This is a genomic window from Pseudomonas sp. (assembly GCF_050739775.1).
Classification (GTDB): Bacteria; Pseudomonadota; Gammaproteobacteria; order Pseudomonadales; family Pseudomonadaceae; genus Aquipseudomonas.
The window spans coordinates 44,795-69,404 of record NZ_JBOICA010000024.1 but is presented as its reverse complement, the minus strand read 5'-3'; the positions used below and the strand labels follow the sequence as shown (position 1 = coordinate 69,404).

The 24,610-nt window shown below is 61.2% G+C and carries 20 protein-coding genes; 10 read left to right on the top strand and 10 right to left on the bottom strand.

What is annotated here, in order from left to right; genetic code table 11:
- Positions 1–41 precede the first annotated feature (41 nt).
- The 3 genes from lhgO to ACRESH_RS14385 form a co-directional block, all read right to left on the bottom strand.
- Positions 42–1,235: an L-2-hydroxyglutarate oxidase gene (gene lhgO / locus ACRESH_RS14395; RefSeq protein ID WP_431742627.1), complete on the bottom strand. Its 1,194-nt coding sequence runs from the start codon at positions 1,233–1,235 to the stop codon at positions 42–44.
- 118 nt (positions 1,236–1,353) lie between these two features.
- The gene (locus tag ACRESH_RS14390) at positions 1,354–2,064 is read right to left on the bottom strand and encodes a FadR/GntR family transcriptional regulator (RefSeq protein ID WP_431742644.1); all 711 of its coding nucleotides are present in this window, start codon (positions 2,062–2,064) and stop codon (positions 1,354–1,356) included.
- A gap of 74 nt (positions 2,065–2,138) precedes the next feature.
- Positions 2,139–2,492 (bottom strand): hypothetical protein, encoded by a 354-nt coding sequence (locus ACRESH_RS14385; protein ID WP_431742626.1) that lies wholly within the window; start codon positions 2,490–2,492, stop codon positions 2,139–2,141.
- A gap of 350 nt (positions 2,493–2,842) precedes the next feature.
- On the opposite strand from ACRESH_RS14385, the gene ACRESH_RS14380 reads away from it, so the two are divergent.
- Complete coding sequence (locus ACRESH_RS14380; protein WP_431742625.1) at positions 2,843–7,708, top strand: NAD-glutamate dehydrogenase; 4,866 nt, start codon at positions 2,843–2,845, stop codon at positions 7,706–7,708.
- A gap of 144 nt (positions 7,709–7,852) precedes the next feature.
- On the opposite strand, the gene ppsR is transcribed toward ACRESH_RS14380, so the two are convergent.
- Positions 7,853–8,671, bottom strand: a complete 819-nt coding sequence (gene ppsR, locus ACRESH_RS14375; protein ID WP_431742624.1) for a posphoenolpyruvate synthetase regulatory kinase/phosphorylase PpsR — start codon at positions 8,669–8,671, stop codon at positions 7,853–7,855.
- A gap of 177 nt (positions 8,672–8,848) precedes the next feature.
- Between ppsR and ppsA the strand changes: the two genes are divergently transcribed.
- The 8 genes from ppsA (at position 8,849) to ACRESH_RS14335 (ending at position 16,935) form a co-directional block, all read left to right on the top strand.
- Entirely contained in the window at positions 8,849–11,224 is a 2,376-nt protein-coding gene (ppsA, locus tag ACRESH_RS14370) for a phosphoenolpyruvate synthase (RefSeq protein WP_431742623.1), read from the top strand.
- Positions 11,225–11,334: 110 nt separating this feature from the next.
- Positions 11,335–12,375, top strand: coding sequence for an alpha/beta fold hydrolase (locus ACRESH_RS14365; RefSeq protein ID WP_431742622.1), 1,041 nt, complete (start codon positions 11,335–11,337; stop codon positions 12,373–12,375).
- A 43-nt stretch (positions 12,376–12,418) separates the two neighbouring features.
- The gene (gene rraA, locus ACRESH_RS14360; protein ID WP_431742621.1) at positions 12,419–12,907 is read left to right on the top strand and encodes a ribonuclease E activity regulator RraA; all 489 of its coding nucleotides are present in this window, start codon (positions 12,419–12,421) and stop codon (positions 12,905–12,907) included.
- A 27-nt stretch (positions 12,908–12,934) separates the two neighbouring features.
- On the top strand, positions 12,935–13,930 hold the full coding sequence (locus tag ACRESH_RS14355) for a zinc transporter ZntB (protein ID WP_431742620.1): 996 nt from the start codon (positions 12,935–12,937) through the stop codon (positions 13,928–13,930).
- A gap of 101 nt (positions 13,931–14,031) precedes the next feature.
- Positions 14,032–14,280, top strand: a complete 249-nt coding sequence (locus ACRESH_RS14350) for a CrfX protein (protein ID WP_431742619.1) — start codon at positions 14,032–14,034, stop codon at positions 14,278–14,280.
- 2 nt (positions 14,281–14,282) lie between these two features.
- Positions 14,283–15,107 (top strand): mechanosensitive ion channel family protein, encoded by an 825-nt coding sequence (locus tag ACRESH_RS14345; protein WP_107022936.1) that lies wholly within the window; start codon positions 14,283–14,285, stop codon positions 15,105–15,107.
- A gap of 113 nt (positions 15,108–15,220) precedes the next feature.
- Positions 15,221–15,787 carry an RNA polymerase sigma factor SigX gene (gene sigX / locus ACRESH_RS14340; protein ID WP_036990388.1) on the top strand — a complete coding sequence of 189 codons (567 nt, stop codon included), beginning with the start codon at positions 15,221–15,223 and terminating at the stop codon, positions 15,785–15,787.
- 110 nt (positions 15,788–15,897) lie between these two features.
- The gene (locus ACRESH_RS14335; RefSeq protein ID WP_431742618.1) at positions 15,898–16,935 is read left to right on the top strand and encodes an OmpA family protein; all 1,038 of its coding nucleotides are present in this window, start codon (positions 15,898–15,900) and stop codon (positions 16,933–16,935) included.
- 58 nt (positions 16,936–16,993) lie between these two features.
- On the opposite strand, the gene cobA is transcribed toward ACRESH_RS14335, so the two are convergent.
- The 5 genes from cobA to ACRESH_RS14310 all read right to left on the bottom strand — a co-directional run bounded on the left by cobA (position 16,994) and on the right by ACRESH_RS14310 (position 22,637).
- On the bottom strand, positions 16,994–17,737 hold the full coding sequence (gene cobA, locus ACRESH_RS14330; protein WP_431742617.1) for a uroporphyrinogen-III C-methyltransferase: 744 nt from the start codon (positions 17,735–17,737) through the stop codon (positions 16,994–16,996).
- A 28-nt stretch (positions 17,738–17,765) separates the two neighbouring features.
- Complete coding sequence (locus ACRESH_RS14325; protein WP_431742616.1) at positions 17,766–19,436, bottom strand: protein kinase domain-containing protein; 1,671 nt, start codon at positions 19,434–19,436, stop codon at positions 17,766–17,768.
- A gap of 9 nt (positions 19,437–19,445) precedes the next feature.
- On the bottom strand, positions 19,446–20,657 hold the full coding sequence (locus ACRESH_RS14320) for a nitrate/nitrite transporter (RefSeq protein ID WP_431742615.1): 1,212 nt from the start codon (positions 20,655–20,657) through the stop codon (positions 19,446–19,448).
- Positions 20,658–20,831: 174 nt separating this feature from the next.
- Positions 20,832–21,407: an ANTAR domain-containing response regulator gene (locus tag ACRESH_RS14315; protein WP_431742614.1), complete on the bottom strand. Its 576-nt coding sequence runs from the start codon at positions 21,405–21,407 to the stop codon at positions 20,832–20,834.
- Between the two features lie 15 nt (positions 21,408–21,422).
- Positions 21,423–22,637 (bottom strand): CmpA/NrtA family ABC transporter substrate-binding protein, encoded by a 1,215-nt coding sequence (locus tag ACRESH_RS14310; protein ID WP_431742613.1) that lies wholly within the window; start codon positions 22,635–22,637, stop codon positions 21,423–21,425.
- 151 nt (positions 22,638–22,788) lie between these two features.
- Between ACRESH_RS14310 and ACRESH_RS14305 the strand changes: the two genes are divergently transcribed.
- Positions 22,789–23,811 (top strand): quinone-dependent dihydroorotate dehydrogenase, encoded by a 1,023-nt coding sequence (locus ACRESH_RS14305; protein WP_431742612.1) that lies wholly within the window; start codon positions 22,789–22,791, stop codon positions 23,809–23,811.
- A 95-nt stretch (positions 23,812–23,906) separates the two neighbouring features.
- On the opposite strand, the gene rmf is transcribed toward ACRESH_RS14305, so the two are convergent.
- Complete coding sequence (gene rmf / locus ACRESH_RS14300; protein ID WP_010223328.1) at positions 23,907–24,122, bottom strand: ribosome modulation factor; 216 nt, start codon at positions 24,120–24,122, stop codon at positions 23,907–23,909.
- Positions 24,123–24,610: the final 488 nt, after the last annotated feature.

Below are 24,610 nucleotides of genomic sequence, written 5' to 3'. Positions count from 1 at the left end.
GTTTCCTTTTTGTCTTTGTAGTTATGGTGTGCAGCAGGGTTTCAGCGAGTCTTGAAGATCCTGTCGGCGATCATCTGGCCGATCGGGATCGCCGAGGTGGCGGCCGGCGACGGGGCATTGCAGACATGCACCATGCGTGGCGTCTCGGCGAACAGGAAGTCGTGGACCAGGGTGCCGTTGCGCATCACCGCCTGGGCGCGGATGCCAGCTTCATAGGGCAGCAGGTCGTCGATGTTCAGCGAGGGGCAGTACTTGCGGCATTGCTCCAAGTAACCGGCCTTGAACAACGAGTTCTTCATTTCGGTGGTGCCGGAGCCGAGGTTGGCCCAGATGGTTTTCCAGAAGCCGGGGAAGCGTGCGTATTCGGCAACGTCGCGCCAGTTCAGCGAGAACTTCTTGTAGTTCTCCCGGCCAAGGCCCAATACGGCGTTGGGCCCGACGGTGACACTGCCGTCGATCATCCGTGTCAGGTGCACGCCGAGAAATGGCAGTTCCGGGTCGGGGATCGGGTAGATCAGGTGGTTGACGATGGCGTTCTTGCTGGCCGGCAGGCGGAAGTATTCGCCGCGAAAAGGGATGATCTGGTGGTCGATCTTGACCCCTGCCAGCGCCGCCAGGCGATCCGATTGCAGGCCAGCGCAAGCCACCAACTGACGGGCGCGCCAGACCTTGTCATCGCTGCTGATGGTGACGCTGTCGCCACTCTCGACAATAGCGCGCACGCTGGTCGACAGTTGCACCTCGCCACCTGCGGCCTGGATCACCCGGGCCATGGCCTGGCACACCTGCTTGTAATCGACGATACCGGTGGCATCGAGAAACAGTCCGCCGAGGCCGACGATGTTCGGTTCGCGGCGTTGCAGTTCGGCGGCGTCGAGACGTTCGACCTTCAGGCCATTTTGCTGCGAGCGCTCGTACAGGGCGTGCATGCGCTGGACTTCCAGCGGGGTGGAGGCCACCAGCAGCTTGCCGCAGACATCGAACTTGATCTTGTGCTCAGTGCAGAACGCCTTGGTCGCCTCGGCGCCGCGCTTGCACAGATCGGCCTTGAGGCTGCCTGGGGCGTAGTAGATGCCCGCATGGATGACGCCACTGTTGTGACCGGTCTGGTGCCGGGCCAGGCTGGCTTCCTTTTCCAGGATCAGCAACGAGGCGCCGGGCTGGCGTTCGAGCAGCGCCATGGCGGTGGCGAGGCCGACGATGCCGCCGCCGATGATGCAGTAGTCATAAATCATGCAGGTGTCACCTTGGCTTATTCTTGTCAGAGAGTTTGCTTGTCAGGTTGTCAGACTAAGTCGGTCAAGCAAAAGGGCGCTGTGCACCAGCGCCCGCTATGTACGGCAATGCAAAGGGTCAGTCGATGCTCGGGAGATCCAGTTTCAGGCGTTTGGCCGAGGCGCGTAGATGGGCTTCGGCGCAGGCGGCAGCGGCATGGCGGTCGCCATCGGCGATGGCCTGGTACAGCGCCTGGTGTTCGCGGTTGGCATCAGCCGATCCGCCCACCGAGTGCGCCGCCGAGTTTTCCCAGGCGGTCTTGCGTGCGGCGGCGAGCTGGCCGCGAAGAAAGTCGTGGAAGGCCACGAAGTAATCGTTTTTGCTGGCGTCGGCGATGGCACGGTGGAACTCGACGTCGGCGGCGGCCGCTGCGGCAAAGTCGCTGCGTTTGTCGAGCATCTCCTGCAGGGCTTTGTTCATGCGCGCCAGGTCGGCGGCATCACGGCGCTGGGCGGCAACCGAGGCGGCCTGGGTTTCGATCCACAGGCGCACTTCGAACATCTGCACCAGGTCCGGGCTGCGGCCTTGGGCTGAAGGGAAGCGGAACACAGTGCCAGTCGGGTTTTGTGATATGTACGACCCCAGGCCTCGGCGGGCGATCAACACACCATCGGCCTTGAGCTGGGCCACCGCCTCGCGCACCACCGAGCGGCTGACGTTCAGCTGTTCGGCCAGTTGCTGTTCGGTAGGCAGGCGCGATTCGGCCGCCAGGCGCCCGGAATCGATCTCTGCACGGATGGCCGCGACGACGCGTTCGACCAGCGTGTCGGGGCGCTGAAGCTCAAGCATGGGGTATTGCTCATTAGTCAGGTTGTCAGACAATGCCATCGGGACGGTTTCTTGTCAAGAAACCGCAGGCGCGATTACAGCTCGCTGACGTAGGTGCCGGTGCCCTTGAGGATGTTCTGCAGGGTTTCTTCGACCTCGGCCAGGTCGGTACCGTCACTGCTCAGGATGATTTCCAGGTGATCGTCGCCACCGAGGGCGTCGGCATCCAGAGGTGTAACCTCGACCAGCAATCGTTCTTTGCTCAGGGTGACCTTCAAACCTTCGACGGGGGCGTAATGGTCGTCAAGGGTGATGTCCACTCGGTCTTCGTCCGGGTAGCGGGTCATGAGGAACATCTGGCCCTTGTCGCTGTGGCAGCACAAGGTGGCCATGTTGTCTTCTTCATCATCGCAGGGGGTGGCGAAGAGCAGGGCGGTGGTCAGTTGCATGAGTGGCTCGATCAATAAGTTGAAACACGATTCTGCCAGTCTTCGGCCCCTGGATAAACGTGCAGCTGCACCTCAATGACCGAATATGTCGCAGCGCCGCAAGCAGGGGCGGGCGGGCACTCGTTAAGCTGCGCTGTCGATGGTCACCCGTAAAGACACAGCCCTGCCTGGAGCAGTCGTTTTTGCAGATGCCCATCCGTGGAATGGGTGAATGTGACTTATGAGTCGCGTTTTGCGCCTGTTCTTATGGTTTTACCGTCTTCCTGCTACGGGTTGGCTATCGTTGATCCGTAGATGGCGGACGTGCGCGACGCTCCACTCCATAACAAAGCCCAAGCGGAGTACCACAGATGGCGTTTTTCACCGCAGCCAGCAAAGCCGACTTCCAGCATCAACTGCAAGCGGCCCTGGCGCAGCACATCAGCGAACAGGCACTGCCACAAGTGGCGTTGTTCGCCGAACAGTTCTTCGGCATCATCTCTCTGGACGAACTTACCCAGCGCCGCATGTCCGACCTGGCCGGTTGCACCCTGTCTGCCTGGCGCATCATCGAGCGCTTCGACTCTGCCCAGCCGCAGGTTCACGTCTATAACCCCGATTACGAGCGTCATGGCTGGCAGTCGACCCACACGGCGGTCGAAGTCCTGCACCATGACCTGCCATTCCTGGTCGACTCGGTGCGCACCGAGCTCAACCGCCGCGGCTACAGTATCCATACCCTGCAGACCACCGTGCTGAGCGTGCGTCGCGGGGCCAAGGGCGAATTGCTGGAGATCCTGCCCAAGGGCACTCAGGGTGAAGGCGTTTCGCAAGAATCGCTGATGTACCTGGAAATCGACCGCTGCGCCAACGCCGCCGAGCTCAACGTGTTGTCCCGTGAACTGGAGCAGGTGCTGGCCGAAGTGCGCGTCGCGGTTGCCGACTTCGAGCCGATGAAAGCCAAGCTGCGCGAGTTGCTGACGCTGGTCGAGCAAACCGCCTACGCTCCGGCCCAGGCCGAGAAAGCCGAGGTCAAGCACTTCCTGGAGTGGCTGCTGGGCAACCACTTCACCTTCCTCGGTTATGAAGAGTTTGTTGTCAGTGGTGATGCTCAGGGCGGCCAACTGGCCTATGACGAGCAGTCGTTCCTCGGCCTGACTCGCCTGCTGCGCGCCGGCCTGACCGCCGAAGACCTGCGTATCGAAGACTACGCGGTCAACTACCTCAACGAGCCGCTGCTGCTGTCCTTTGCCAAGGCGGCTTACCCGAGCCGCGTGCACCGCCCGGCCTACCCGGATTACGTGTCGATCCGCCAGCTGGACGCCGACGGCAAGGTCATCAAGGAATGCCGCTTCATGGGCCTGTACACCTCTTCGGTGTACGGCGAGAGCGTGCGTTCTATCCCGTATATCCGTGGCAAGGTGGCCGAAGTCGAGCGTCGCTCCGGTTTCGACCCCAAAGCCCACCTGGGCAAGGAGCTGGCGCAGGTCCTGGAAGTGCTGCCGCGCGATGATCTGTTCCAGACGCCGGTGGATGAGATGTTCAGCACGGTGATGTCGATCGTGCAGATCCAGGAGCGCAACAAGATCCGCGTGTTCCTGCGCAAGGATCCTTACGGCCGCTTCTGTTACTGCCTGGCCTATGTGCCGCGCGACATTTACTCCACCGAAGTGCGGCAGAAGATCCAGCAAGTACTGATGGAGCGCCTGAAGGCCAGCGACTGCGAGTTCTGGACATTCTTCTCCGAGTCGGTACTGGCGCGTGTGCAGCTGATCCTGCGCGTCGATCCGAAGAACCGTATCGACATCGACCCGCAACAGTTGGAAAACGAAGTGATCCAGGCCTGCCGTTCGTGGCAGGACGACTACGCCAGCCTGACCGTCGAAAGTTTCGGCGAAGCCCAGGGCACCAATGTCCTGGCTGACTTCCCGAAAGGCTTTCCGGCCGGTTACCGCGAGCGCTTCGCCGCCCATTCGGCGGTGGTCGACATGCAGCACTTGCTCACCTTGTCCGAGCGCAAGCCGCTGGTAATGAGTTTCTACCAGCCACTGACCCAGCTCGGTGAGCGCCAGCTGCACTGCAAGCTGTACCACGCCGATACGCCGCTGGCGCTGTCGGATGTGCTGCCGATCCTGGAAAATCTCGGCCTGCGCGTGCTCGGCGAATTCCCGTATCACCTGCGCCATGCCAGTGGCCGCGAGTTCTGGATTCACGATTTCGCCTTCACCTACAGCGAAGGCCTGAACCTGGATATCCAGCAGCTCAACGACACTCTGCAGGACGCTTTTGTCCACATCGTCAAGGGTGACGCGGAAAACGACGCCTTCAACCGCCTGGTACTGACCGCCGGCCTGCCATGGCGCGACGTCGCACTGCTGCGAGCCTATGCCCGCTACCTCAAGCAGATCCGCCTGGGCTTCGACCTGGGTTACATCGCCAGTACCCTGAACAACCACACCGACATCGCGCGCGAGTTGACCCGGTTGTTCAAGACCCGCTTCTACCTGGCGCGCAAGCTCACCAGCGAAGACCTGGATGACAAGCAGCAGCGCCTGGAGCAGGCCATCCTGTCGGCCCTGGACGACGTCCAGGTGCTCAACGAAGACCGCATCCTGCGTCGCTACCTGGACCTGATCAAGGCTACCCTGCGCACCAACTTCTACCAGGCCGACGCCCACGGCCAGAACAAGTCGTACTTCAGCTTCAAGTTCAACCCCAAGCTGATCCCCGAGCTGCCCAAACCGGTGCCCAAGTTCGAGATCTTCGTCTACTCGCCGCGCGTCGAAGGCGTGCACCTGCGTTTCGGCAACGTCGCCCGTGGCGGTCTGCGCTGGTCGGATCGTGAAGAAGACTTCCGTACCGAAGTGCTGGGCCTGGTAAAAGCCCAGCAGGTGAAGAACTCGGTGATCGTCCCGGTCGGCGCCAAGGGCGGCTTCCTGCCGCGCCGCCTGCCGCTGGGCGGCAGCCGCGACGAGATCCAGGCCGAAGGCATCGCCTGCTACCGGATCTTCATTTCCGGCCTGCTGGATATCACCGACAACCTCAAGGACGGTGCCCTGGTGCCGCCGGCCAACGTCGTGCGTCATGACGATGACGACCCTTACCTGGTGGTGGCCGCCGACAAGGGTACCGCGACCTTCTCCGACATCGCCAACGGCATTGCCATCGACTACGGCTTCTGGCTTGGCGATGCGTTCGCTTCCGGTGGCTCGGCCGGTTACGACCACAAGAAGATGGGTATCACTGCCCGTGGCGCCTGGGTCGGCGTGCAGCGTCATTTCCGTGAGCGCGGTATCAATGTCCAGGAAGACCCGATCACCGTGGTCGGTGTCGGTGACATGGCCGGTGACGTGTTCGGCAACGGCTTGCTGATGTCCGAGAAGCTGCAACTGGTGGCCGCTTTCAACCACCTGCACATCTTCATCGACCCGAACCCTGAGCCTGCCAGCAGCTTTGCCGAGCGCCAGCGCCTGTTCGACCTGCCGCGTTCGGCCTGGAGCGACTACGACACCAGCATCATGTCCGAAGGCGGCGGGATCTTCCCTCGCAGCGCCAAGAGCATCGCGATCACCCCGCAGATGAAAGAACGCTTCGCCATCGAAGCCGACAAGCTGACCCCGACCGAGCTGCTCAACGCCTTGCTCAAGGCGCCGGTTGACCTGCTGTGGAACGGCGGTATCGGTACCTACGTCAAGTCCAGCGAAGAAAGCCACGCTGATGTCGGCGACAAGGCCAACGACGCCCTGCGTGTCGACGGCAACGAGTTGCGCTGCAAAGTGGTGGGCGAGGGCGGTAACCTGGGCATGACCCAGCTGGGTCGGGTCGAGTTCGGCCTCAATGGTGGTGCCACCAACACCGACTTCATCGACAACGCCGGTGGCGTGGACTGCTCCGACCATGAGGTCAATATCAAGATCCTGCTCAACGAAGCGGTGCAGGCCGGCGATATGACCGAGAAGCAGCGTAACCAGCTGCTGGGCAGCATGACCGATGAAGTCGCCGGCCTGGTGCTGGGCAACAATTACAAGCAAACCCAGGCACTGTCCCTGGCTGCCCGACGGGCCAGGGAGCGCATTGCCGAGTACAAGCGGCTGATGACTGACCTGGAAAGCCGCGGCAAGCTGGACCGGGCCATCGAGTTCCTGCCGAGTGAAGAACAGCTGGCCGAACGCCTGGCTGCCAACCAGGGCCTGACCCGTGCCGAGCTGTCGGTGCTGATCTCCTACAGCAAGATCGACCTCAAGGAAGCGCTGCTCAAGTCGCTGGTGCCGGATGACGACTACCTGACGCGCGACATGGAAACCGCGTTCCCGCCGTCGCTGGTGAGTAAATTCGCCGAAGCCATGCGTCGTCATCGCCTGAAACGCGAGATCGTCAGCACCCAGATCGCCAATGATCTGGTCAACAACATGGGCATCACCTTCGTTCAGCGCCTGAAAGAGTCCACCGGTATGAGCCCGGCGAACGTCGCCGGCGCCTATGTGATCGTGCGTGACATCTTCCACCTGCCGCACTGGTTCCGTCAGATCGAGGCGCTGGACTATCAGGTTTCGGCGGACATCCAGCTGACCCTGATGGACGAATTGATGCGCCTGGGCCGCCGGGCTACCCGCTGGTTCCTGCGCAGCCGTCGCAACGAGCAGGATGCCGGGCGTGACGTGGCGCACTTCGGGCCGAAGATCGCAGCCTTGGGTCTGAAGCTTGACGAATTGCTGGAAGGGCCGACCCGTGAGCGCTGGATGAGCCGTTACCAGAGCTTCGTCGAAGCTGGTGTGCCGGAGCTGTTGGCGCGCATGGTTGCCGGTACCACGCACTTGTACACCCTGTTGCCGATTATCGAAGCGTCCGACGTCACCGGCCAGGACCCGGCTGAAGTGGCCAAGGCCTTCTTTGCGGTTGGCAGTGCCCTGGACCTGACCTGGTACCTGCAGGAAATCAGCAACCTGTCGGTGGAAAACAACTGGCAGGCCCTGGCTCGCGAGTCCTTCCGCGATGACATCGACCTGCAGCAGCGGGCAATCACCATCTCGGTACTGCAGATGGCTGATGCGCCAGAAGACATGGATGCCCGGGTGGCGCTGTGGCTGGGGCAGCACTGTGTGATGGTCAATCGTTGGCGCGCCATGCTTGATGAGCTGCGGGCCGCGACCGGTACCGATTACGCCATGTACGCGGTGGCCAACCGTGAGCTGGTGGATCTGGCCATGAGTGGGCAGGCGGCAGTTATGCCGTCTTAAGCGGCAAGCTTTAAGCCACAAGCTGCAAGTGGAATGCGTTGTTTCCGCTTGCAGCTTTCGGCTTGCTATTCGTGCAAGCTACCAACTTTCTCAACAACAGCACCGCCTGCTTTTTCTTACAGCTTGCAGCTTGAGGCTTCCAGCCTACTTAAACCTGCGTTCAACACCTTTCTCGACCAGAATCTTCGCCGCAATTTCTTCCACCGAGAAATGCGTGGAGTTGATGTGCGCAATGTTCTCGCGGCGGAACAGGTTCTCCACCTCGCGCACTTCGAACTCACACTGGGCGAAGCTGGCATAGCGACTGTTGGGCTTGCGCTCATGGCGAATCGCGGTCAGTCGGTCCGGGTCGATGGTCAGGCCGAACAGCTTGTGCTGGTGATTTTTCAAGGCCTGGGGCAGTTGCAGGCGCTCCATGTCGTCTTCAGTCAGCGGGTAGTTGGCTGCGCGGATGCCGAATTGCATGGCCATGTACAGGCAGGTCGGGGTCTTGCCGCACCGCGAGACGCCAACCAGGATAAGGTCGGCCTTGTCGTAGTAGTGGGTGCGGGCGCCGTCATCGTTGTCCAGGGCGAAGTTGACCGCCTCGATGCGCTCCATGTAGTTGGAGTTGCCACCAATGGAGTGGGATTTGCCCACCGAATAGGATGAGTGCGCCGTCAGCTCCTGCTCCAGTGGGGCCAGGAAGGTCGAGAAGATATCGATCATGAAGCCATTGGAAGTGGCCAGAGCCTCACGGATATCCTGATTGACGATGGTGTCGAAGATGATCGGGCGGACCCCGTCCTTTTCAGCAGCGCTGTTGATTTGTTGTACCATGACCCGCGCTTTTTCCACGCTATCGATGTACGGGCGTGTGAATTTATTGAACGGAATGGTATCGAACTGCGCTAGAAGACTTTGTCCCAGCGTCTCGGCTGTAATGCCGGTGCCATCGGAGATAAAGAAAGCAGATCGTTTCATTTGCGCCTTGGGCCTTAAGCTGGTGACGAATCTTGTTTATGATAGGTTCGGTCTGCCGAACGCTGTTTGTCGGCATTCTCACTTATTTTCCGGGTCCAGGCCACAAGCGCCCGGCCAAGCCAGAGTTGGCAGGCGGGCGACCTGAGCTTTTCCAATACAGTTAGTGGAGAGATCACCTTGGTAGAGTACGTAGTTTCCCTCGATAAGCTCGGCGTCCATGATGTGGAGCATGTGGGGGGCAAGAACGCATCCCTCGGCGAGATGATCAGTAACCTCGCGGGTGCCGGTGTCTCGGTCCCCGGCGGCTTTGCCACTACGGCTCAGGCGTATCGTGATTTTCTCGAGCAGAGCGGGCTCAATGCCCAGATCCACGCCGCGCTCGACGCGCTGGATGTCGATGACGTCAACGCCCTGGCCCGGACCGGTGCACAGATCCGTCAATGGATCATGGAAGCCGAGTTTCCCGAGCGCCTGAACGCTGAAATCCGCGCTGCCTTTGCCGTAATGTCCCAGGGCAACCCGAACATGGCCGTTGCCGTGCGTTCTTCGGCCACCGCCGAAGACCTGCCAGACGCCTCGTTCGCCGGTCAGCAGGAAACTTTCCTGAACATTCGTGGTGTCGAGAACGTCATCCGCGCCGCCAAGGAAGTGTTCGCTTCGCTGTTTAACGATCGCGCTATTTCCTACCGTGTCCACCAGGGCTTCGACCACAAGCTGGTTGCCCTGTCGGCGGGTGTGCAGCGCATGGTGCGTTCGGAAACCGGCACCGCCGGTGTGATGTTCACCCTCGACACCGAATCGGGCTTTCGTGATGTGGTGTTCATCACCGGCGCCTACGGCCTGGGCGAAACCGTGGTGCAAGGCGCGGTCAACCCGGACGAGTTCTATGTCCACAAGGGCACGCTGGAAGCCGGTCGTCCGGCGATCCTGCGTCGCAACCTGGGCAGCAAAGCGATCAAGATGGTCTACGGCGAAGAAGCCAAGGCCGGTCGTTCGGTCAAGACCGTTGATGTCGACAAAGCCGATCGCACGCGTTTCTGCCTGAGCGACGCCGAAGTCAGCGAGCTGGCCAAGCAGGCAATGATCATCGAGAAGCATTACAAGTGCCCGATGGACATCGAATGGGCCAAAGACGGTGATGACGGCAAGCTGTACATCGTGCAAGCCCGTCCTGAGACCGTGAAGAGCCGCGCCCAGGCTAACGTCATGGAGCGTTACCTGCTCAAGGAAACCGGCACCGTGCTGGTAGAAGGTCGTGCGATTGGCCAGCGCATCGGTGCCGGCAAGGTTCGAATCATCAAGGACGTGTCAGAGATGGACAAGGTCCAGCCAGGCGACGTGCTGGTCTCGGACATGACCGACCCGGACTGGGAACCGGTGATGAAGCGCGCCAGTGCCATTGTCACCAACCGTGGCGGGCGTACCTGCCACGCGGCGATCATCGCCCGTGAGCTGGGTATTCCGGCAGTCGTCGGTTGCGGCAATGCCACCCAGCTGCTCAAGGATGGTCAGGGCGTGACCGTGTCCTGCGCCGAAGGCGACACTGGTTTCATCTTCGAAGGCGAGCTAGGCTTCGACATCCGCAAGAATTCGGTCGATGCCATGCCTGAACTGCCGTTCAAGATCATGATGAACGTCGGCAACCCGGACCGCGCGTTCGATTTTGCCCAGCTGCCCAACGCCGGTGTCGGCCTGGCGCGCCTGGAGTTCATCATCAACCGCATGATCGGCGTGCACCCCAAAGCACTGCTGAACTACGCTGGCCTGCCTCCAGAGCTGAAAGAAAGCGTCGACAAGCGTATCGCCGGTTACAACGATCCGGTCGGCTTCTACGTCGAGAAACTGGTCGAGGGCATCAGCACCCTGGCCGCGGCGTTCTGGCCGAAGAAGGTCATCGTGCGCCTGTCGGACTTCAAGTCCAATGAATATGCCAACCTGATCGGCGGCAAGCTCTATGAGCCGGAAGAAGAAAACCCGATGTTGGGCTTCCGTGGCGCCTCGCGTTACATCAGCGAAACCTTCCGTGACTGCTTCGAGCTCGAGTGTCGTGCACTCAAACGCGTGCGCAACGAAATGGGCCTGACCAACGTCGAGATCATGGTGCCGTTCGTGCGGACGCTGGGTGAAGCCAGCCAGGTCGTCGACCTGCTTGCCGAAAACGGCCTTGCCCGTGGCGATAACGGCCTGCGCGTGATCATGATGTGCGAGCTGCCATCCAACGCCATCCTTGCCGAAGAGTTCCTCGAGTACTTCGACGGCTTCTCTATCGGTTCCAACGACCTGACCCAGCTGACCCTGGGCCTGGACCGTGACTCGGGGATCATCGCTCACCTGTTCGATGAGCGTAACCCTGCAGTCAAGAAGCTGCTGGCCAACGCCATCCAGGCTTGTAACAAGGCCGGCAAGTACATCGGTATCTGTGGTCAGGGCCCATCCGACCATCCGGACCTGGCCAAGTGGCTGATGGAACAGGGTATCGAAAGCGTCTCGCTGAACCCGGACTCGGTGCTCGAGACCTGGTTCTTCCTGGCCGAAGGTCAGGCTGCGAACTGATGCGTTGAACCGGAACCTTCACCTGGCCCCCTGTGGCCGGTGAAGGTTTTGACCGTATTCCAGGGCGTGTTCCAGTGATGGATCCCGCCCTTTTTCGTGCAAAATAACCTATGCAAAGCAGCAGTAGTCTATTTCCCGTGGCCTTGCTCAGTGCCGAGCGTCGCGGTGATCTGAGCGAAGATGTCTACCGGATCAAGGCTGGTAACAGCCCGGATCGCACCGTTGAACTGGCGGTCACCCGCCTCGGTCTGGCCGACCAGGCCGAGGTGCGCGGTGCCCCGGTGATTCTGCTGCATGGCAGTTTTTCCAACCGGCGTTTCTGGTATTCGCCCCGTGGTATTGGCCTGGGTGCGTACCTGGCCCGCGCCGGTTTCGATGTCTGGATTGCGGAAATGCGCGGCCACGGCCTGTCGCCGCGCAACCACGACTATCGACACAACCGTGTCGCCGACTATGCCCGTTACGACTTGCCGGTAATCGCCGCCTTTGTCAGCGAGCAGTGCGGCCGCGCCGCGCACTGGATCGGTCACTCCTTGGGCGGTACCACTCTGGCTGCTGCCCTCGGCGGTCGGTACCTGGAGGCCGATCAGGTAGCCAGTGCGGCATTTTTCGGCACCCAGGTCAGTCGCACCTACTGGCCATTGAAATTGCCGCCGGTGGAGTGGGGCGGGCGCCTGTTGCTCAAACGCTTCGGGCAGATTTCCGGCTCACGGCTCAAGCGCGGTCCGGAGGACGAACCGATTGGCCTGGCCCTGGAAAGCATGCGCTGGTTTGGTCTGTTCGGCCGCTTTGGCGACAAGGACCGCGACTGGTGGGCCGGGCTGGCAGAGGTCGATGTGCCAGTGCTGGCCGTAGCTGCTGCTGGCGATCACCAGGACCCTGTGTGGGCCTGTCGCAAGTTGTTTGAGCAGTTGGGCGGCGAGCACAAGCAGTTTGTTCGCTTGGGGCGTGAGGAGGGCTTCGACAACTTCGGGCATGTCGATATGCTGGTCAGCAAGCCGGCACAGGCGCAGGTATGGCCGCTGGTCGAGCGCTGGTTGCGTGATCCTTTGGCAGGTTTGCTGGATCAGACTGCGCAGCAGGTGACCGGATCGGCGCCGACGTGTAGCCTTGAGTCTAAAGCTGACCGCTGTGCCTCGTTAACTGATTGAAACTGTGACATCCCTTTGTCTTGGCAACTGACAGGAGTTTCCCATGCATTATCTCACCCCCGATCTATGCGACGCCTACCCGGAATTGGTGCAGGTACTGGAGCCGATGTTCAGCAACTTCGGTGGCCGCGATTCCTTCGGTGGTGAGATCGTCACCATCAAGTGCTTCGAGGACAACTCGCTGGTCAAGGAGCAGGTCGAGCACGATGGCAAGGGTAAAGTGCTGGTCGTCGATGGCGGCGGTTCGCTGCGCCGTGCCCTGCTTGGCGACATGATTGCCGAAAAAGCGGCGAAGAACCACTGGGAAGGTCTGGTGATCTATGGCTGCGTACGTGACGTGGATGCCCTGGCTCAGACTGATGTTGGCGTGCAGGCCCTGGCCAGCCATCCGATGAAGACCGACAAGCGCGGCATCGGTGACCTCAACGTGGTGGTAACGTTTGCCGGGGTGACTTTCCGTCCGGGCGAATATGTCTATGCCGACAACAATGGTGTGATTGTCTCGCCAACTCCGCTTAAAATGCCGGAATAAGCACTGAAGTCGCGAAGTGGAGCAGGAATGTTCGAGGAAGAAAACGCGCAGTGGGGGCTGGTTCATGCCCTGGTGCTCGATGGTAAAGGTGGTGCGCGTTCGATTGCTCGAACTGAACTGGATGGCCTGCAGCTGCAGCCTGAGCAGAGCCTCTGGCTGCACTGGGATCGCAGTCATCCGCAAACCCGGACTTGGCTGCGCCGCGACAGTGGCCTGAGCGAGTTCGCCTGCGACCTGCTCCTCGAAGAAAACACCCGCCCACGGCTGCTGGCCTTGCCAGAACAGCAGATGCTGCTGTTTCTGCGCGGGGTCAACCTCAATCCGGGCGCAGAGCCCGAAGACATGGTCTCGGTACGTATCTGCGCCCAGGCGCAACGGGTGATTTCCCTACGTCTGCGGCCGTTACGCGCCAGTGACGAGCTGCTGCAGCAACTGGCCGATGGCCGTGGTCCGAAAACCGCCTCCGAACTGTTGCTGAGCATGGCACAATTGCTGACCGAGAAGGTCCAGGCGCTGCTCAGCGACCTCTCGGAAGTGGTTGATCTGGAAGAAGAAAAGCTCGAAGCCGAGCAACGGTACGCGCCGGAGCAGGGCTCCTTGCAGCAGATTCGCCGCCGCGCCGCCGGTCTACGACGCTTTCTCGCTCCACAGCGCGAGCTCTACGCGCAGTTGGCGCGCAACAAGTGGAGCTGGTTCGCCGAAGACGATGGCGATTACTGGAACGAGCTGAACAACAGCCTGATCCGCTACCTTGAAGAGCTGGAGCTGACCCGTGAGCGGGCTGCCCTGGTGCTGGAGAGCGAGGACCGCCGGCGTGCCGAGCGGATGAACCGGACCATGTTCCGGTTCGGCATCATCACCTGCATTTTCCTGCCCATGAGTTTCGTCACCGGACTGCTGGGTATCAACGTCGGCGGTATTCCCGGTGCCGAAAGCCCCTATGGGTTTCTCTTCGCCAGCCTGCTGGTGCTGAGTCTGGCGATGGGGCAGTTGTGGCTGTTCCGCCGCCTGCGTTGGGTGTAATTCGGTGCATTTTGTGAACATCCAGTCATTAACTGTCCGCCGGGTTCATGTGACCCGCATCCAGACGACCTCGTCTTTGACAGATATTGCGCGAGGTGCCCATGCACGATCCGTTTGAAGAATCCCTGCGGGACCTGCTCAAGGCTTCGCCGTCCGGTCAGGACCGTGACGACAACGCCTGCCTTGGGCGCGTCCTGAAAACCGCCAACCGTCAGGTTGGCGCGGGCGATCTGTTCAGCCTGCTTGGCCGCTGGAGCCAGGCGTTGATGATCGCCGTCAACAATGGTTCGGCGCACATTGCGCCGGTCCGCCGTAGCGCTACCGCTCGTAAAGCTGATAAGGCCGATTGAATATGGAACTTAATCTCTGGACCCAGAGCTTGCTCACCGCGATGACCGCGTTGTGGACCAAAGTGGCGAACTTCATCCCCAATCTGTTTGGCGCCCTGGTTGTGGTGCTGCTCGGTTTTGTCGTGGCCAAGCTGCTCGACACCTTGCTCTCCAAACTGTTGGCCAAGCTTGGGCTGGACCGCCTGATGGGCGGCACCGGCTTGACCAAGATGCTTGACCGGGTCGGTATCCAGGTGCCGATTTCGACCTTGATCGGCAAGATCGTCTACTGGTTCGTGTTGTTGATCTTCCTCGTCTCGGCTGCTGAATCCCTGGGCCTTGAGCGGGTTTCGGCAACCCTGGACATGCTCGCCCTGTATCTGCCGAAAGTGTTCGGTGCAGCACTGGTGCTGCTCGCGGGTGTGCTGCTGGCACAGTTGGTCAACGGCCTGGTGCGTGGTGCCGCCGAAGGCATCGGCCTGGAGTATGCCGCCGGTGTTGGACGTATTGCCCAGGGTCTGGTCATCATCATCAGTATTTCGGTGGCAATCAGCCAGCTCGAGGTCAAGACCGACCTGCTCAACCATGTAATCGTCATCGGATTGATTACCGTTGGTCTGGCCGTTGCCCTGGCGATGGGCCTGGGCAGCCGCGAAATTGCCGGGCAGATTCTGGCCGGGATCTATGTGCGAGAGCTCTATCAAGTGGGCCAACACGTGCAGGTTGGAGAGGTCGAAGGGCAGATCGAGGAGATCGGCACGGTCAAGACGACCCTGCTGACCGACGACGGCGAGCTGGTCTCGTTGTCCAACCGGATTCTCCTCGAGCAGCGAGTCAATAGCCGCTAACCGGGTAATCCTGCTAATGTATGCCGCCGCAAAATTGCCCCAGGCAGGGGTAAGCGGCGACATTGACCTGACTGTCGGCCAGATTCGTTTTGAATAAAGTTCACTCGCTGCCCATGCGTTACGACCCCCGCGAGCTCACTGATGAGGAGTTGGTGGCGCGTTCGCATGAGGAGCTGTTTCATGTTACTCGCGCGTATGAGGAACTCATGCGCCGCTACCAGCGGACTCTTTTTAACGTCTGTGCACGTTATTTGGGGAACGATCGGGACGCTGATGATGTCTGTCAGGAGGTGATGCTCAAGGTGCTCTATGGCCTGAAGAACTTCGAGGGTAAATCGAAGTTCAAGACCTGGCTTTACAGCATCACCTATAACGAATGCATCACCCAGTACCGCAAGGAGCGGCGCAAGCGTCGACTGATGGATGCCTTGAGTCTTGATCCACTTGAGGAAGCCTCGGAAGAGAAGGCGCCGAAACCGGAAGAGAAAGGTGGGCTAGATAAGTGGTTAGTGCATGTGAACCCGATTGACCGTGAAATTCTAGTGCTACGATTTGTCGCAGAACTGGAATTCCAGGAAATCGCCGATATCATGCATATGGGTCTGAGCGCAACGAAAATGCGGTACAAGCGTGCGCTAGACAAGCTACGTGAGAAATTTGCGGGCCTTGCTGAAACTTAGTGGCACGCAAATATCTCTAACGTACCGGCAAGTTCTGCTAGACTTGCCGTCGAGTTGTCCCCCGGATTTTGGTGGGACTGCTTAACTATCACCAGATGGGGATTTAACGGATGAAATTGAAAAACACCTTGGGCTTGGCCATTGGTTCTCTTGTAGCCGTAACTTCGTTCGGCGCTCTGGCACAAGGCCAAGGCGCGGTTGAAATCGAAGGCAACGTCACCAAGCAGTACTACGATAGCGAGCGCAATTTCAAGAACGACGGCACCAACCCTGGTGTTCGCCTCGGTTACTTCCTGACCGACGACCTGTCGCTGGACCTGGGCTACAACGAAACTCACAACGCTCGTGGCGAAGTCTTTAACAAAGACATCAAGGGCTCTAAAGCCAAGCTCGACGCTACTTACCACCTGGGCACCGTAGGCGACGCAGTGCGTCCTTACGTTTCCGCCGGTTTCGCGCACGAGAGCCTGGGCCAGGCCACCCGTAGCGGCCGTGACCATTCCACCTTCGCCAACGTTGGCGCTGGCGCCAAGTGGTACATCACCGACATGTTCTTCGCCCGTGCCGGCGTCGAAGCCATGTACAACATCGACAACGGCAACACCGAGTGGGGTCCTACCGTTGGTCTGGGCCTGAACTTCGGTGGCAGCGGTGGCAAGGTTGCCCCTGCTCCAGCTCCAGTTGCTGAAATCTGCGCCGACAGCGACAACGACGGCGTTTGCGACAACGTCGACAAGTGCCCTGACACCCCAGCCAACGTTACCGTTGACGCTGACGGCTGCCCGGCTGTTGCCGAAGTCGTACGTGTTGAGCTGGACGTCAAGTTCGACTTCGACAAGTCGGTCGTCAAGCAGAACAGCTACGGTGACATCAAAAACCTGGCTGACTTCATGAAGCAGTACCCACAGACCACCACCACCGTTGAAGGTCACACCGACTCCGTCGGTCCTGACGCTTACAACCAGAAGCTGTCCGAGCGTCGTGCAAACGCCGTCAAGCAGGTTCTGACCAACGAGTACGGTGTTGAGTCGGGCCGCGTTGAGTCGGTAGGCTACGGTGAAACCCGTCCGGTTGCTGACAACGCCACCGACGCTGGTCGTGCTGTTAACCGTCGCGTAGAAGCACAAGTAGAAGCCCAAGCCAAGTAATTGGTCTGACGCTCTACTGAAAAGCCCGGCCTAGGCCGGGCTTTTCTTTGCCTGCGATTCAGGCCGGTATCTGCAGCAGCATGCTGCCTGGTGCCTCTCGGGCCGCCACTTCGCCAATCACCAGGATCGCCGGGCTGCATAGCTTGAAGCGGGCGGCGTCTTCGCCTAGCTGTATCAGCGTGCTGCGCTGTTCGCGCTGCTGGGGCAGGGAAGCGTTCTCGATCATCGCTACCGGTGTATCGGCCGCCAGGCCACCGGCCAGCAGCCCCTGTTGGACTTCGCCGAGTTTGCTCACGCCCATGTACACCACCAGGGTGGTCCCGCCCTGAGCGAGCCCCTGCCAGTTCAGCGGGCTGTCATCCTGGGTATGCGCGGTGACCAGGGTCACGCCACGGCTCACGCCGCGCAAGGTCAGGGAAATTCCGCATTGGGTCGCCCCGGCAAGGCCGGCGGTAATGCCATTGACCAGTTCAGTTTCGACACCCTGGGCCTGCAACCAGGCGGCTTCTTCGCCGCCGCGCCCGAAGATGCACGGATCGCCGCCCTTGAGTCGGGCCACGCAACGACCTTGACGGGCATAGCGCAGCATCAGGCGCTGGATGAAGGCTTGGGGGGTGGAGCGGCAACCGCCGCGTTTACCGACGGCAATCACCCGCGCCTGAGGGCAGTGTGCGAGGATCAGCGGGTTGACCAGGTCATCGATCAGTACCACTTCGGCTTCACCCAGGGCGCGTACGGCCTTGAGGGTCAACAGCTCGGGGTCGCCGGGGCCCGCACCAATCAGCCAGACTTTCGCATTCATCGGATATTCCTCATCGGCAAGGGCGCTGTCAGCCTTTGAGCAGGCAGATCAGCAGGATCAGGTTGAGTAACAATGACAGCAGTGCCAGGCCGCGCCAGACCTTCAGGGGTTCACGTTCGAGCAGTGGGCGCGGGCGTACGCTCAGCTGCTGGCGGTCGCCTTGCTCAAGCAGCAACAGCCATTGCTCGGCGGTTTCAAAACGTTGCTGCGGGTCGGCGACCAGCGCCTGAGTCAAGTTGTGTTCCAGCCACTCGGGCAAGTCCGGGCGATAGCGCGCGGCACTGGTCGGCTGGATAAAGCGTGGGCGTTGGAATGCTTCGATTTCGCCATAGGGGTAGTGGCCGGTAAGCAGGTAGAACAGCGTAACGCCGACGCTGTACAAGTCCTGCCGGGCACTGGGCGGCTCGCCGTCAAAGGCCTCCGGGGCTATGAACGACGGCGTGCCTGGGAGCTCGTGGGCGCGGTCCTCGGAGAGCCCTGGGCAGAAAGCCAGGCCAAAATCCAGCAAACGCAGTTGGCCGTCATCCCCCAGGTGCAGGTTTTCGGGTTTGATGTCTCGATGCAGGATGTTGCGCCGGTGCAGCAGGCCTACTGCCTGCAGCAATTGCTGGGCAAGCGATTGCCACTGCGCCAGCGGCAGGGGGCCTGTGCGGGCGAACAGTTGCGCCAAGGTCTGGCCCGGGTATTCACGCATCAGGTAATACAGGTGCTGGCGTTGGCTGGCGGGGTGTACTTCGGGGAAGTAGCGCCCGGCAACCCGACGCAGGAACCATTCTTCGAGCAGCAGGCTTTGCAGCGCGCCAGGTTCATCCTTGCGCTGCTCGGGCAGGGTTTTCAGCAGCCAGGCGTTTTGCTGGTTGTCGTGGACCCGGTACAGCAGGGACTGCCGGCTCTGGCCGAGCACTTGCCCGACCGTCCAGCCGTCGATCAATTGGCCGTTACGCAGGGCGCCGGGCAGCGGCCACTGTTGCAATTGCGCCAGGGAGTCGCCGAGGTTGCTCGCGCCCAACTGGTCGATCCGCACCAGCAAGGCGCTGGCGTTGTCCTGGCTGCCGCTGTGATGGGCGCAACTGACCAACGTTTGCGCCGCATCCTGCAGGTCGATCTGTTCGCGTAACACTGCCCTGATCTGTGATTCGCTGAGGCTGGCCCAGACACCATCGCTGAGCAGGACGAAACACTCGCCGGCGTGCAGGTCGCCTTCCAGGTAGTCGACCTGCAGGTGCTGATCCAGGCCCAGGGCGCGTTTAAGCACATGCTGCATGCCTGGTTGATCCCAGACATGATCCTCGCTGATGCGCTGCAACTGCCCGGCGGCCCAGCGATAGATCCGGCAGTCGCCGACATGCGCGAGGGTGAAGCGCCGACCGCGCAGCACCAGGGCACTGAGGGTGGTCAGCAGTGGCTGACCACCGCCGTTGGCACGCAGCCATCGGTTCTGGGCCAGCAGCAGGCGGTCCAGAGCCTGGGCCACGCCCCAGGTAGGTGGCGTGGCGTAATAGTCCAGGGCCAGCGCCTGCAAGCTCGCGCGCGCCGCCAGGCCGCCATCGGCACATTGGCTTACGCCGTCGGCGATGGCGAACAGGTAGCCTTTGCTGGCGGCCAGTTCCGGGTTGGGCGTGACCAGGCGCAAGGCATCCTGGTTCTCTTCGCGTGGTCCGGTAGCGCTGGCTTGGGCGAAGCTCAGGTGTAGGCTCATGGCGCTGTCTCAGACCCGCGCCGCAGTCACGGCAGCCGAGCCCCAGGTGGTGCGCCAGCGTTGCTTGACGCCGTGCAGGCCGAACCAGGCCAGCACGCCCAGGCTGGCGAACAGCCAAAGCCCCAGTTGATAGTCGCCGCTGTGCTGTTTGATTGCGCCAAGGCCTGCGGCCAGGAAGAAACCACCGATACCACCGGCCATGCCGATCAGGCCCGTCATGACTCCGATTTCCTGGCGAAAGCGTTGCGGTACCAGTTGGAACACCGCGCCATTGCCTGCGCCAAGACCGAGCATGGCGCTGACGAACAAGGTCAGTGCCGCCACCGAACTGGGCAGATTGAAGCCGACCGCGGCAATGCAGATGGCGGCCACGGTGTACATCACCAGCAGGGTGCGGATGCCACCGAAGCGATCCGCCAGAGCACCGCCCAACGGGCGCATCAGGCTGCCGGCGAGTACGCAGGCGGCGGTGTAGTAGCCCGCAGTGACCGGATTCAGGCCGTACTGGTCGTTGAAGTAGCCGGGCAGGGCGCTGGCCAGGCCGATGAAGCCGCCAAAGGTGACGCTGTAGAAGAACATGAACCACCAGCTGTCGCGATCACCCAGGGCCTTGAGGTAATCGGCCATGGCCTTGGGCTTGGGCCGTTGTGGGGCATTGCGCGCCAGCAGGGCGAACAGCGCCAGGGTCAGCATCAGGGGGATCACGGCAAAACCGAAGACATTGTTCCAGCCGAAACTGGCGGCTAGGACCGGTGCCAGCAATGCTGCGAACACTGTGCCGGAGTTGCCGGCACCGGCAATGCCCATGGCCTTGCCTTGGTGCTGGGCCGGGTACCACTGTGAGGCCAGCGGCAGGGAGACGGCAAAGGAGGCGCCGGCGACCCCGAGGAACACACCCAGCAGCAACGCCTGCTCATAGCTGTGTATGCCCAGGTTCCAGGCGCAGAACAGGGCAATGATGACGATCACCTGGCCAATCAGGCCAGCGGTTTTCGGTGACAGGCGATCTACCAGTATGCCCATGACGAAGCGCAGGATGGCGCCGGCCAGGATCGGCGTGGCGACCATCAGGCCACGCTGCTGGGTGGTCAGCTGCAGGTCGCTGGCAATCTGCACCGCCAGAGGGCCGAGCAGGTACCAGACCATGAAACTGAGGTCGAAGTACAGAAAGGCGGCGAACAGCGTGGGGATATGCCCGGACTTCCAGAAACTCGTATTCATCGAACACCTCGTTGAACATTGCACTGCAGGTCGCGCCCTCAAAGGGCAGAAACAAAAAAGACGTCGCCACCCGACTCACCTGGGCGAGTGGGGGTGCGACGTCTTTGTCGTGAAGGGGCAACCGCCGTTGGCTACCTGTACAGAAGGTTTAGCAAGAGCCGGGCCAGAGTTGCTTCAGCCGAGCAAGTCGCTCATGGCAATGATCTGTTCGGCCACCTGGATCAGCTTCTGCTGCTTGCTCATGGCCTGGCGGCGCATCAGGGTGTAGGCCTGTTCTTCGTTGCAGTCCTTCATCTTCATCAGCAGCCCCTTGGCCAGTTCGATGCGCTTGCGTTCAGCCAGCTGCTGGTCGCGGGCCTGCAGTTGCGCCTTGAGCGCCTGGTCGCTTTCGAAGCGGGCCATGGCCACGTCGAGGATCGGCTGCAACCGCGCCGCATGAATGCCTTCGACGATGTAAGCGCTGACCCCGGCCTGGATTGCCTGGCGCATCACCCCAGGGTCGTGTTCGTCGGTGAACATGACGATCGGGCGTGGCCGGTCGCGGCTGACCAGCACCACTTGCTCCATGACATCTCGGCCCGGTGACTCGGTATCGATCAGTACCACGTCCGGACGCACCGTTTCGACGCGTGCCGGCAGGTCGATGGTCAGCCCGGACTCTTCTATGACCTCGAAACCGGCCTCGACCAGCGCGGCCTTGAGGCGTCCGACTTTCTTCTCAGTGTCGTCGATCAGCAGGATTCGCAGCATCTTGGCGTCTCCTTGTCAGCGGCGGGCGAGGGCGGCAGGTGCTGTGGCCAGCGCGTGCAGGGCAAAGCTGCGGGCATAGCCGGCGGGATCGCTGCCATCCCAGCAGGTGCCGTCGATCAACTGGCTGCTGCGCATGTTCTGTTCATTACAGGGTACGCTGAGGGCGTTGGCGGCGTCGCGGTAGAGCGTCAGTTGCTGGACCTGGCGCGCCACGGCCAGGTAGTCGGGGTCGTCGCGCAGCAGGCCCCAGCGGCGAAACTGGGTCATGAACCACATGCCGTCGGACAGGTAAGGCAGGTTGGCACGGCCCTGGTCGTGCATCCGCAGGGCGTGAGGGTCGTGCCAGTGATTGCCGAGACCGTCGTGGTAATCACCGAGCAGGCGCGGTTCGATGCTGGTCACCGGCGTGTCCAGGTACGCCTTGCCGCTGAGCAGTTGCGCGGTGCTGCGGCGGTTGTCCGGGCATTGCTCGATGAACCGGCTGGCCGCCAGGATTGCCATCACCAGGGCGCGGGCGGTATTGGGATACTGCTCGACAAAAGCTTGGGTACAACCCAGGACTTTCTCCGGATGGTCCGGCCAGATCGACTGGCTGGTGGCCAGGGTGAAACCATGGCCCTGGTCGACGGCACCGGCCGACCAGGGCTCACCGACACAGAAACCGTCGATGCGCCCGGCCTGCAGATGGGCGAGCATCTGCGCCGGTGGCACCACCACGCTGTTGACGTCGTGCAAGGGATGGATGCCCTGGCTGGCCAGCCAGTAATACAGCCACATGGCATGGGTGCCTGTGGGAAAGGTCTGGGCAAAGGTGAGTTTTGACCTGCTTTGGTGCACGAAGCGCTCCAGTGCCTCGGGACTGGTCACGCCCTGGCGCTGCAACGCCGACGACAGGTTGATGCCTTGGGCATTCTGGTTCAGCCCCATCAGCACTGCCATGGCGGTGGCGCCGGTGCCGCCAATGCCCAGGTGCACGGCATAGATCAGCCCATACAGGCTATGGGCGGCGTCCAGCTCGCCGCTGACCAGCTTGTCGCGTAGGCCGGCCCAGGAGCTCTGGCGCTTGAGGTTCAGGCTCAGGCCGTAAGGCTGGGCAAAGCCTTGGGTCGCGGCCACCACCACCGAGGCGCAGTCGCTCAGGGCCATGAAGCCGATGTTCAAGCTGTGCTTTTCCGGCGCATCGCTGCCGTTGACCCAGGCCAGCGGAGTCGTGGGGATTTCGTTGTTCACAGTGTCGTGCCTGTATCGAAGGGCAGGCCGTGCCGCTTGCGTGGCCGGGGTCTAGGGTCAATAAAGCAACGCATATGCCAAGGCGGCGCTGTCCCCCGGACGATGCCACCTATATAATCGCCCCCTCACTCACGTCGAGCTAAGCCCGCCCATGTATACCCTGGCCCGCCAGCTGCTGTTCAAGCTCTCCCCGGAGACCTCCCATGATCTGTCCCTGGACCTGATCGGCGCCGGTGGCCGCCTGGGCCTGAACGGGCTGCTGACCAAGGCCCCGGCCTCCTTGCCGGTCACTGTTATGGGGCTGGAGTTCGCCAACCCGGTGGGCCTGGCGGCAGGCTTGGACAAGAACGGTGCGGCCATCGATGGTTTTGCCCAACTGGGCTTCGGCTTTGTCGAGATCGGCACGGTCACGCCCCGTGCGCAGCCGGGCAACCCCAAACCGCGCCTGTTCCGCCTGCCGCAAGCCGAAGCAATCATCAACCGCATGGGCTTCAATAACCTGGGCGTCGATAACCTGCTGAACCGGGTGCAGGCGGCGAAGTACCGCGGCGTGTTGGGTATCAACATTGGCAAGAACTTCGACACCCCGGTCGAGCGTGCTGTGGACGACTACCTGATTTGTCTGGACAAAGTCTACGACCACGCCAGCTACATCACCGTCAACGTCAGCTCGCCCAACACCCCGGGCCTGCGTAGCCTGCAGTTCGGCGATTCGCTCAAGCAGTTGCTCGATGCCCTGGCCGAGCGCCGCGGGCAGTTGGCTGCGCAGCATGGCAAGCACGTACCGCTGGCGATCAAGATCGCTCCGGACATGAGCGACGAAGAGACCGCGTTGGTGGCTGCGGCGCTGATCGAGTCAGGCATGGATGCAGTGATTGCCACCAATACCACGCTGGGCCGTGAGGGTGTCGAAGGCCTGCCCCATGGCGACGAGGCCGGTGGCCTGTCGGGTGCGCCGGTGCTGGAAAAGAGCACGCATATCGTCAAGGTGCTGGCCGCTGAGCTGGGCGGCAAGTTGCCGATCATTGCTGCCGGTGGCATCACCGAGGGCAAGCATGCGGCACAGAAGATCGCCGCCGGTGCCAGTCTGGTGCAGATCTATTCGGGTTTCATCTACAAGGGGCCTGCGCTGATCCGCGAAGCCGTGGACGCCATCGCCGCCATGCCACGCTGAACTGCAAGCATAAAAAAGGGCCCCTTGAAGGGGCCCCTGGGCCTTAGCCCGCCGCCCGGATGGGGCGCGCATGGTAAATGAATTCAGATCCTCGTTCAGCCAACGGCGTGAAGTTCGTTGAGTCTATGAATACCCGCAGTGCCGGTCATACCGTCCCAGTTGTCGCCGCGTCCTTCGCGCCAGCCATTGATCCATGCCTGGCGTACAGACGGTAGAGTAAAGGGGCAAAGCTCGCGGGATTTGCCGGTGACCCCATATTGGTAGCCACGTGAAAATGCTCGTTCCAACGGATCACGCTTAAGTCTTCTCATAGGGTGTTGCCCTCACTTGTTGACTGTAATGTCCCGTCGGCCTCTAGGAGGCCGGGCAGAATCGTTCTGCCGGTTTGCGCTCGCTGCCGGCGTCGCGAGCGAAAGTGCTGTCCCATTGCGGTGACAACCTGAGATGAGTTCTAACCAATGCGCGACACAGTGTGAATGATCGTTTTGTCATAAGGACGTAACCTTTCCTAGGGTCACAGGATAAGTAAATAAATGCGTCTGAGCAGGATTTGACGCAAAGCCCGCTATGATCAGGGTTTGATAAGAATTGAAGTCACTTGGCTATTGCCGGGTGATAATTTGTAACAAGGCAGTCAATACGACGAAGGGTCATTTTTCCCTCTGCCAGTCGTGAAATTTTCATTCTGCCCGGCGATCCAACATCTTTCTGCCCTTGGCAAAAGATCGGGTTGCCCGGGTGGCCCGGTACCCATCGCGGTGCCATTCGAACGCTTGCTGGAAAGGCGTTCGATTAAACA

Excerpts from the sequence above, each read along its gene's own strand:
- rmf (WP_010223328.1), bottom strand. The coding sequence starts at position 24,122 with ATGAGAAGACTTAAGCGTGATCCGTTGGAACGAGCATTTTCACGTGGC.
- ACRESH_RS14315 (WP_431742614.1), bottom strand. The coding sequence starts at position 21,407 with ATGCTGCGAATCCTGCTGATCGACGACACTGAGAAGAAAGTCGGACGC.
- lhgO (WP_431742627.1), bottom strand. The coding sequence starts at position 1,235 with ATGATTTATGACTACTGCATCATCGGCGGCGGCATCGTCGGCCTCGCC.
- ACRESH_RS14385 (WP_431742626.1), bottom strand. The coding sequence starts at position 2,492 with ATGCAACTGACCACCGCCCTGCTCTTCGCCACCCCCTGCGATGATGAA.
- ACRESH_RS14380 (WP_431742625.1), top strand. The coding sequence starts at position 2,843 with ATGGCGTTTTTCACCGCAGCCAGCAAAGCCGACTTCCAGCATCAACTG.
- ACRESH_RS14365 (WP_431742622.1), top strand. The coding sequence starts at position 11,335 with ATGCAAAGCAGCAGTAGTCTATTTCCCGTGGCCTTGCTCAGTGCCGAG.
- ACRESH_RS14350 (WP_431742619.1), top strand. The coding sequence starts at position 14,032 with ATGCACGATCCGTTTGAAGAATCCCTGCGGGACCTGCTCAAGGCTTCG.
- rraA (WP_431742621.1), top strand. The coding sequence starts at position 12,419 with ATGCATTATCTCACCCCCGATCTATGCGACGCCTACCCGGAATTGGTG.
- ACRESH_RS14355 (WP_431742620.1), top strand. The coding sequence starts at position 12,935 with ATGTTCGAGGAAGAAAACGCGCAGTGGGGGCTGGTTCATGCCCTGGTG.
- ACRESH_RS14325 (WP_431742616.1), bottom strand. The coding sequence starts at position 19,436 with ATGAGCCTACACCTGAGCTTCGCCCAAGCCAGCGCTACCGGACCACGC.
- ACRESH_RS14345 (WP_107022936.1), top strand. The coding sequence starts at position 14,283 with ATGGAACTTAATCTCTGGACCCAGAGCTTGCTCACCGCGATGACCGCG.
- ACRESH_RS14390 (WP_431742644.1), bottom strand. The coding sequence starts at position 2,064 with ATGCTTGAGCTTCAGCGCCCCGACACGCTGGTCGAACGCGTCGTCGCG.
- ACRESH_RS14335 (WP_431742618.1), top strand. The coding sequence starts at position 15,898 with ATGAAATTGAAAAACACCTTGGGCTTGGCCATTGGTTCTCTTGTAGCC.
- sigX (WP_036990388.1), top strand. The coding sequence starts at position 15,221 with ATGCGTTACGACCCCCGCGAGCTCACTGATGAGGAGTTGGTGGCGCGT.
- ACRESH_RS14305 (WP_431742612.1), top strand. The coding sequence starts at position 22,789 with ATGTATACCCTGGCCCGCCAGCTGCTGTTCAAGCTCTCCCCGGAGACC.
- ppsR (WP_431742624.1), bottom strand. The coding sequence starts at position 8,671 with ATGAAACGATCTGCTTTCTTTATCTCCGATGGCACCGGCATTACAGCC.
- ACRESH_RS14320 (WP_431742615.1), bottom strand. The coding sequence starts at position 20,657 with ATGAATACGAGTTTCTGGAAGTCCGGGCATATCCCCACGCTGTTCGCC.
- cobA (WP_431742617.1), bottom strand. The coding sequence starts at position 17,737 with ATGAATGCGAAAGTCTGGCTGATTGGTGCGGGCCCCGGCGACCCCGAG.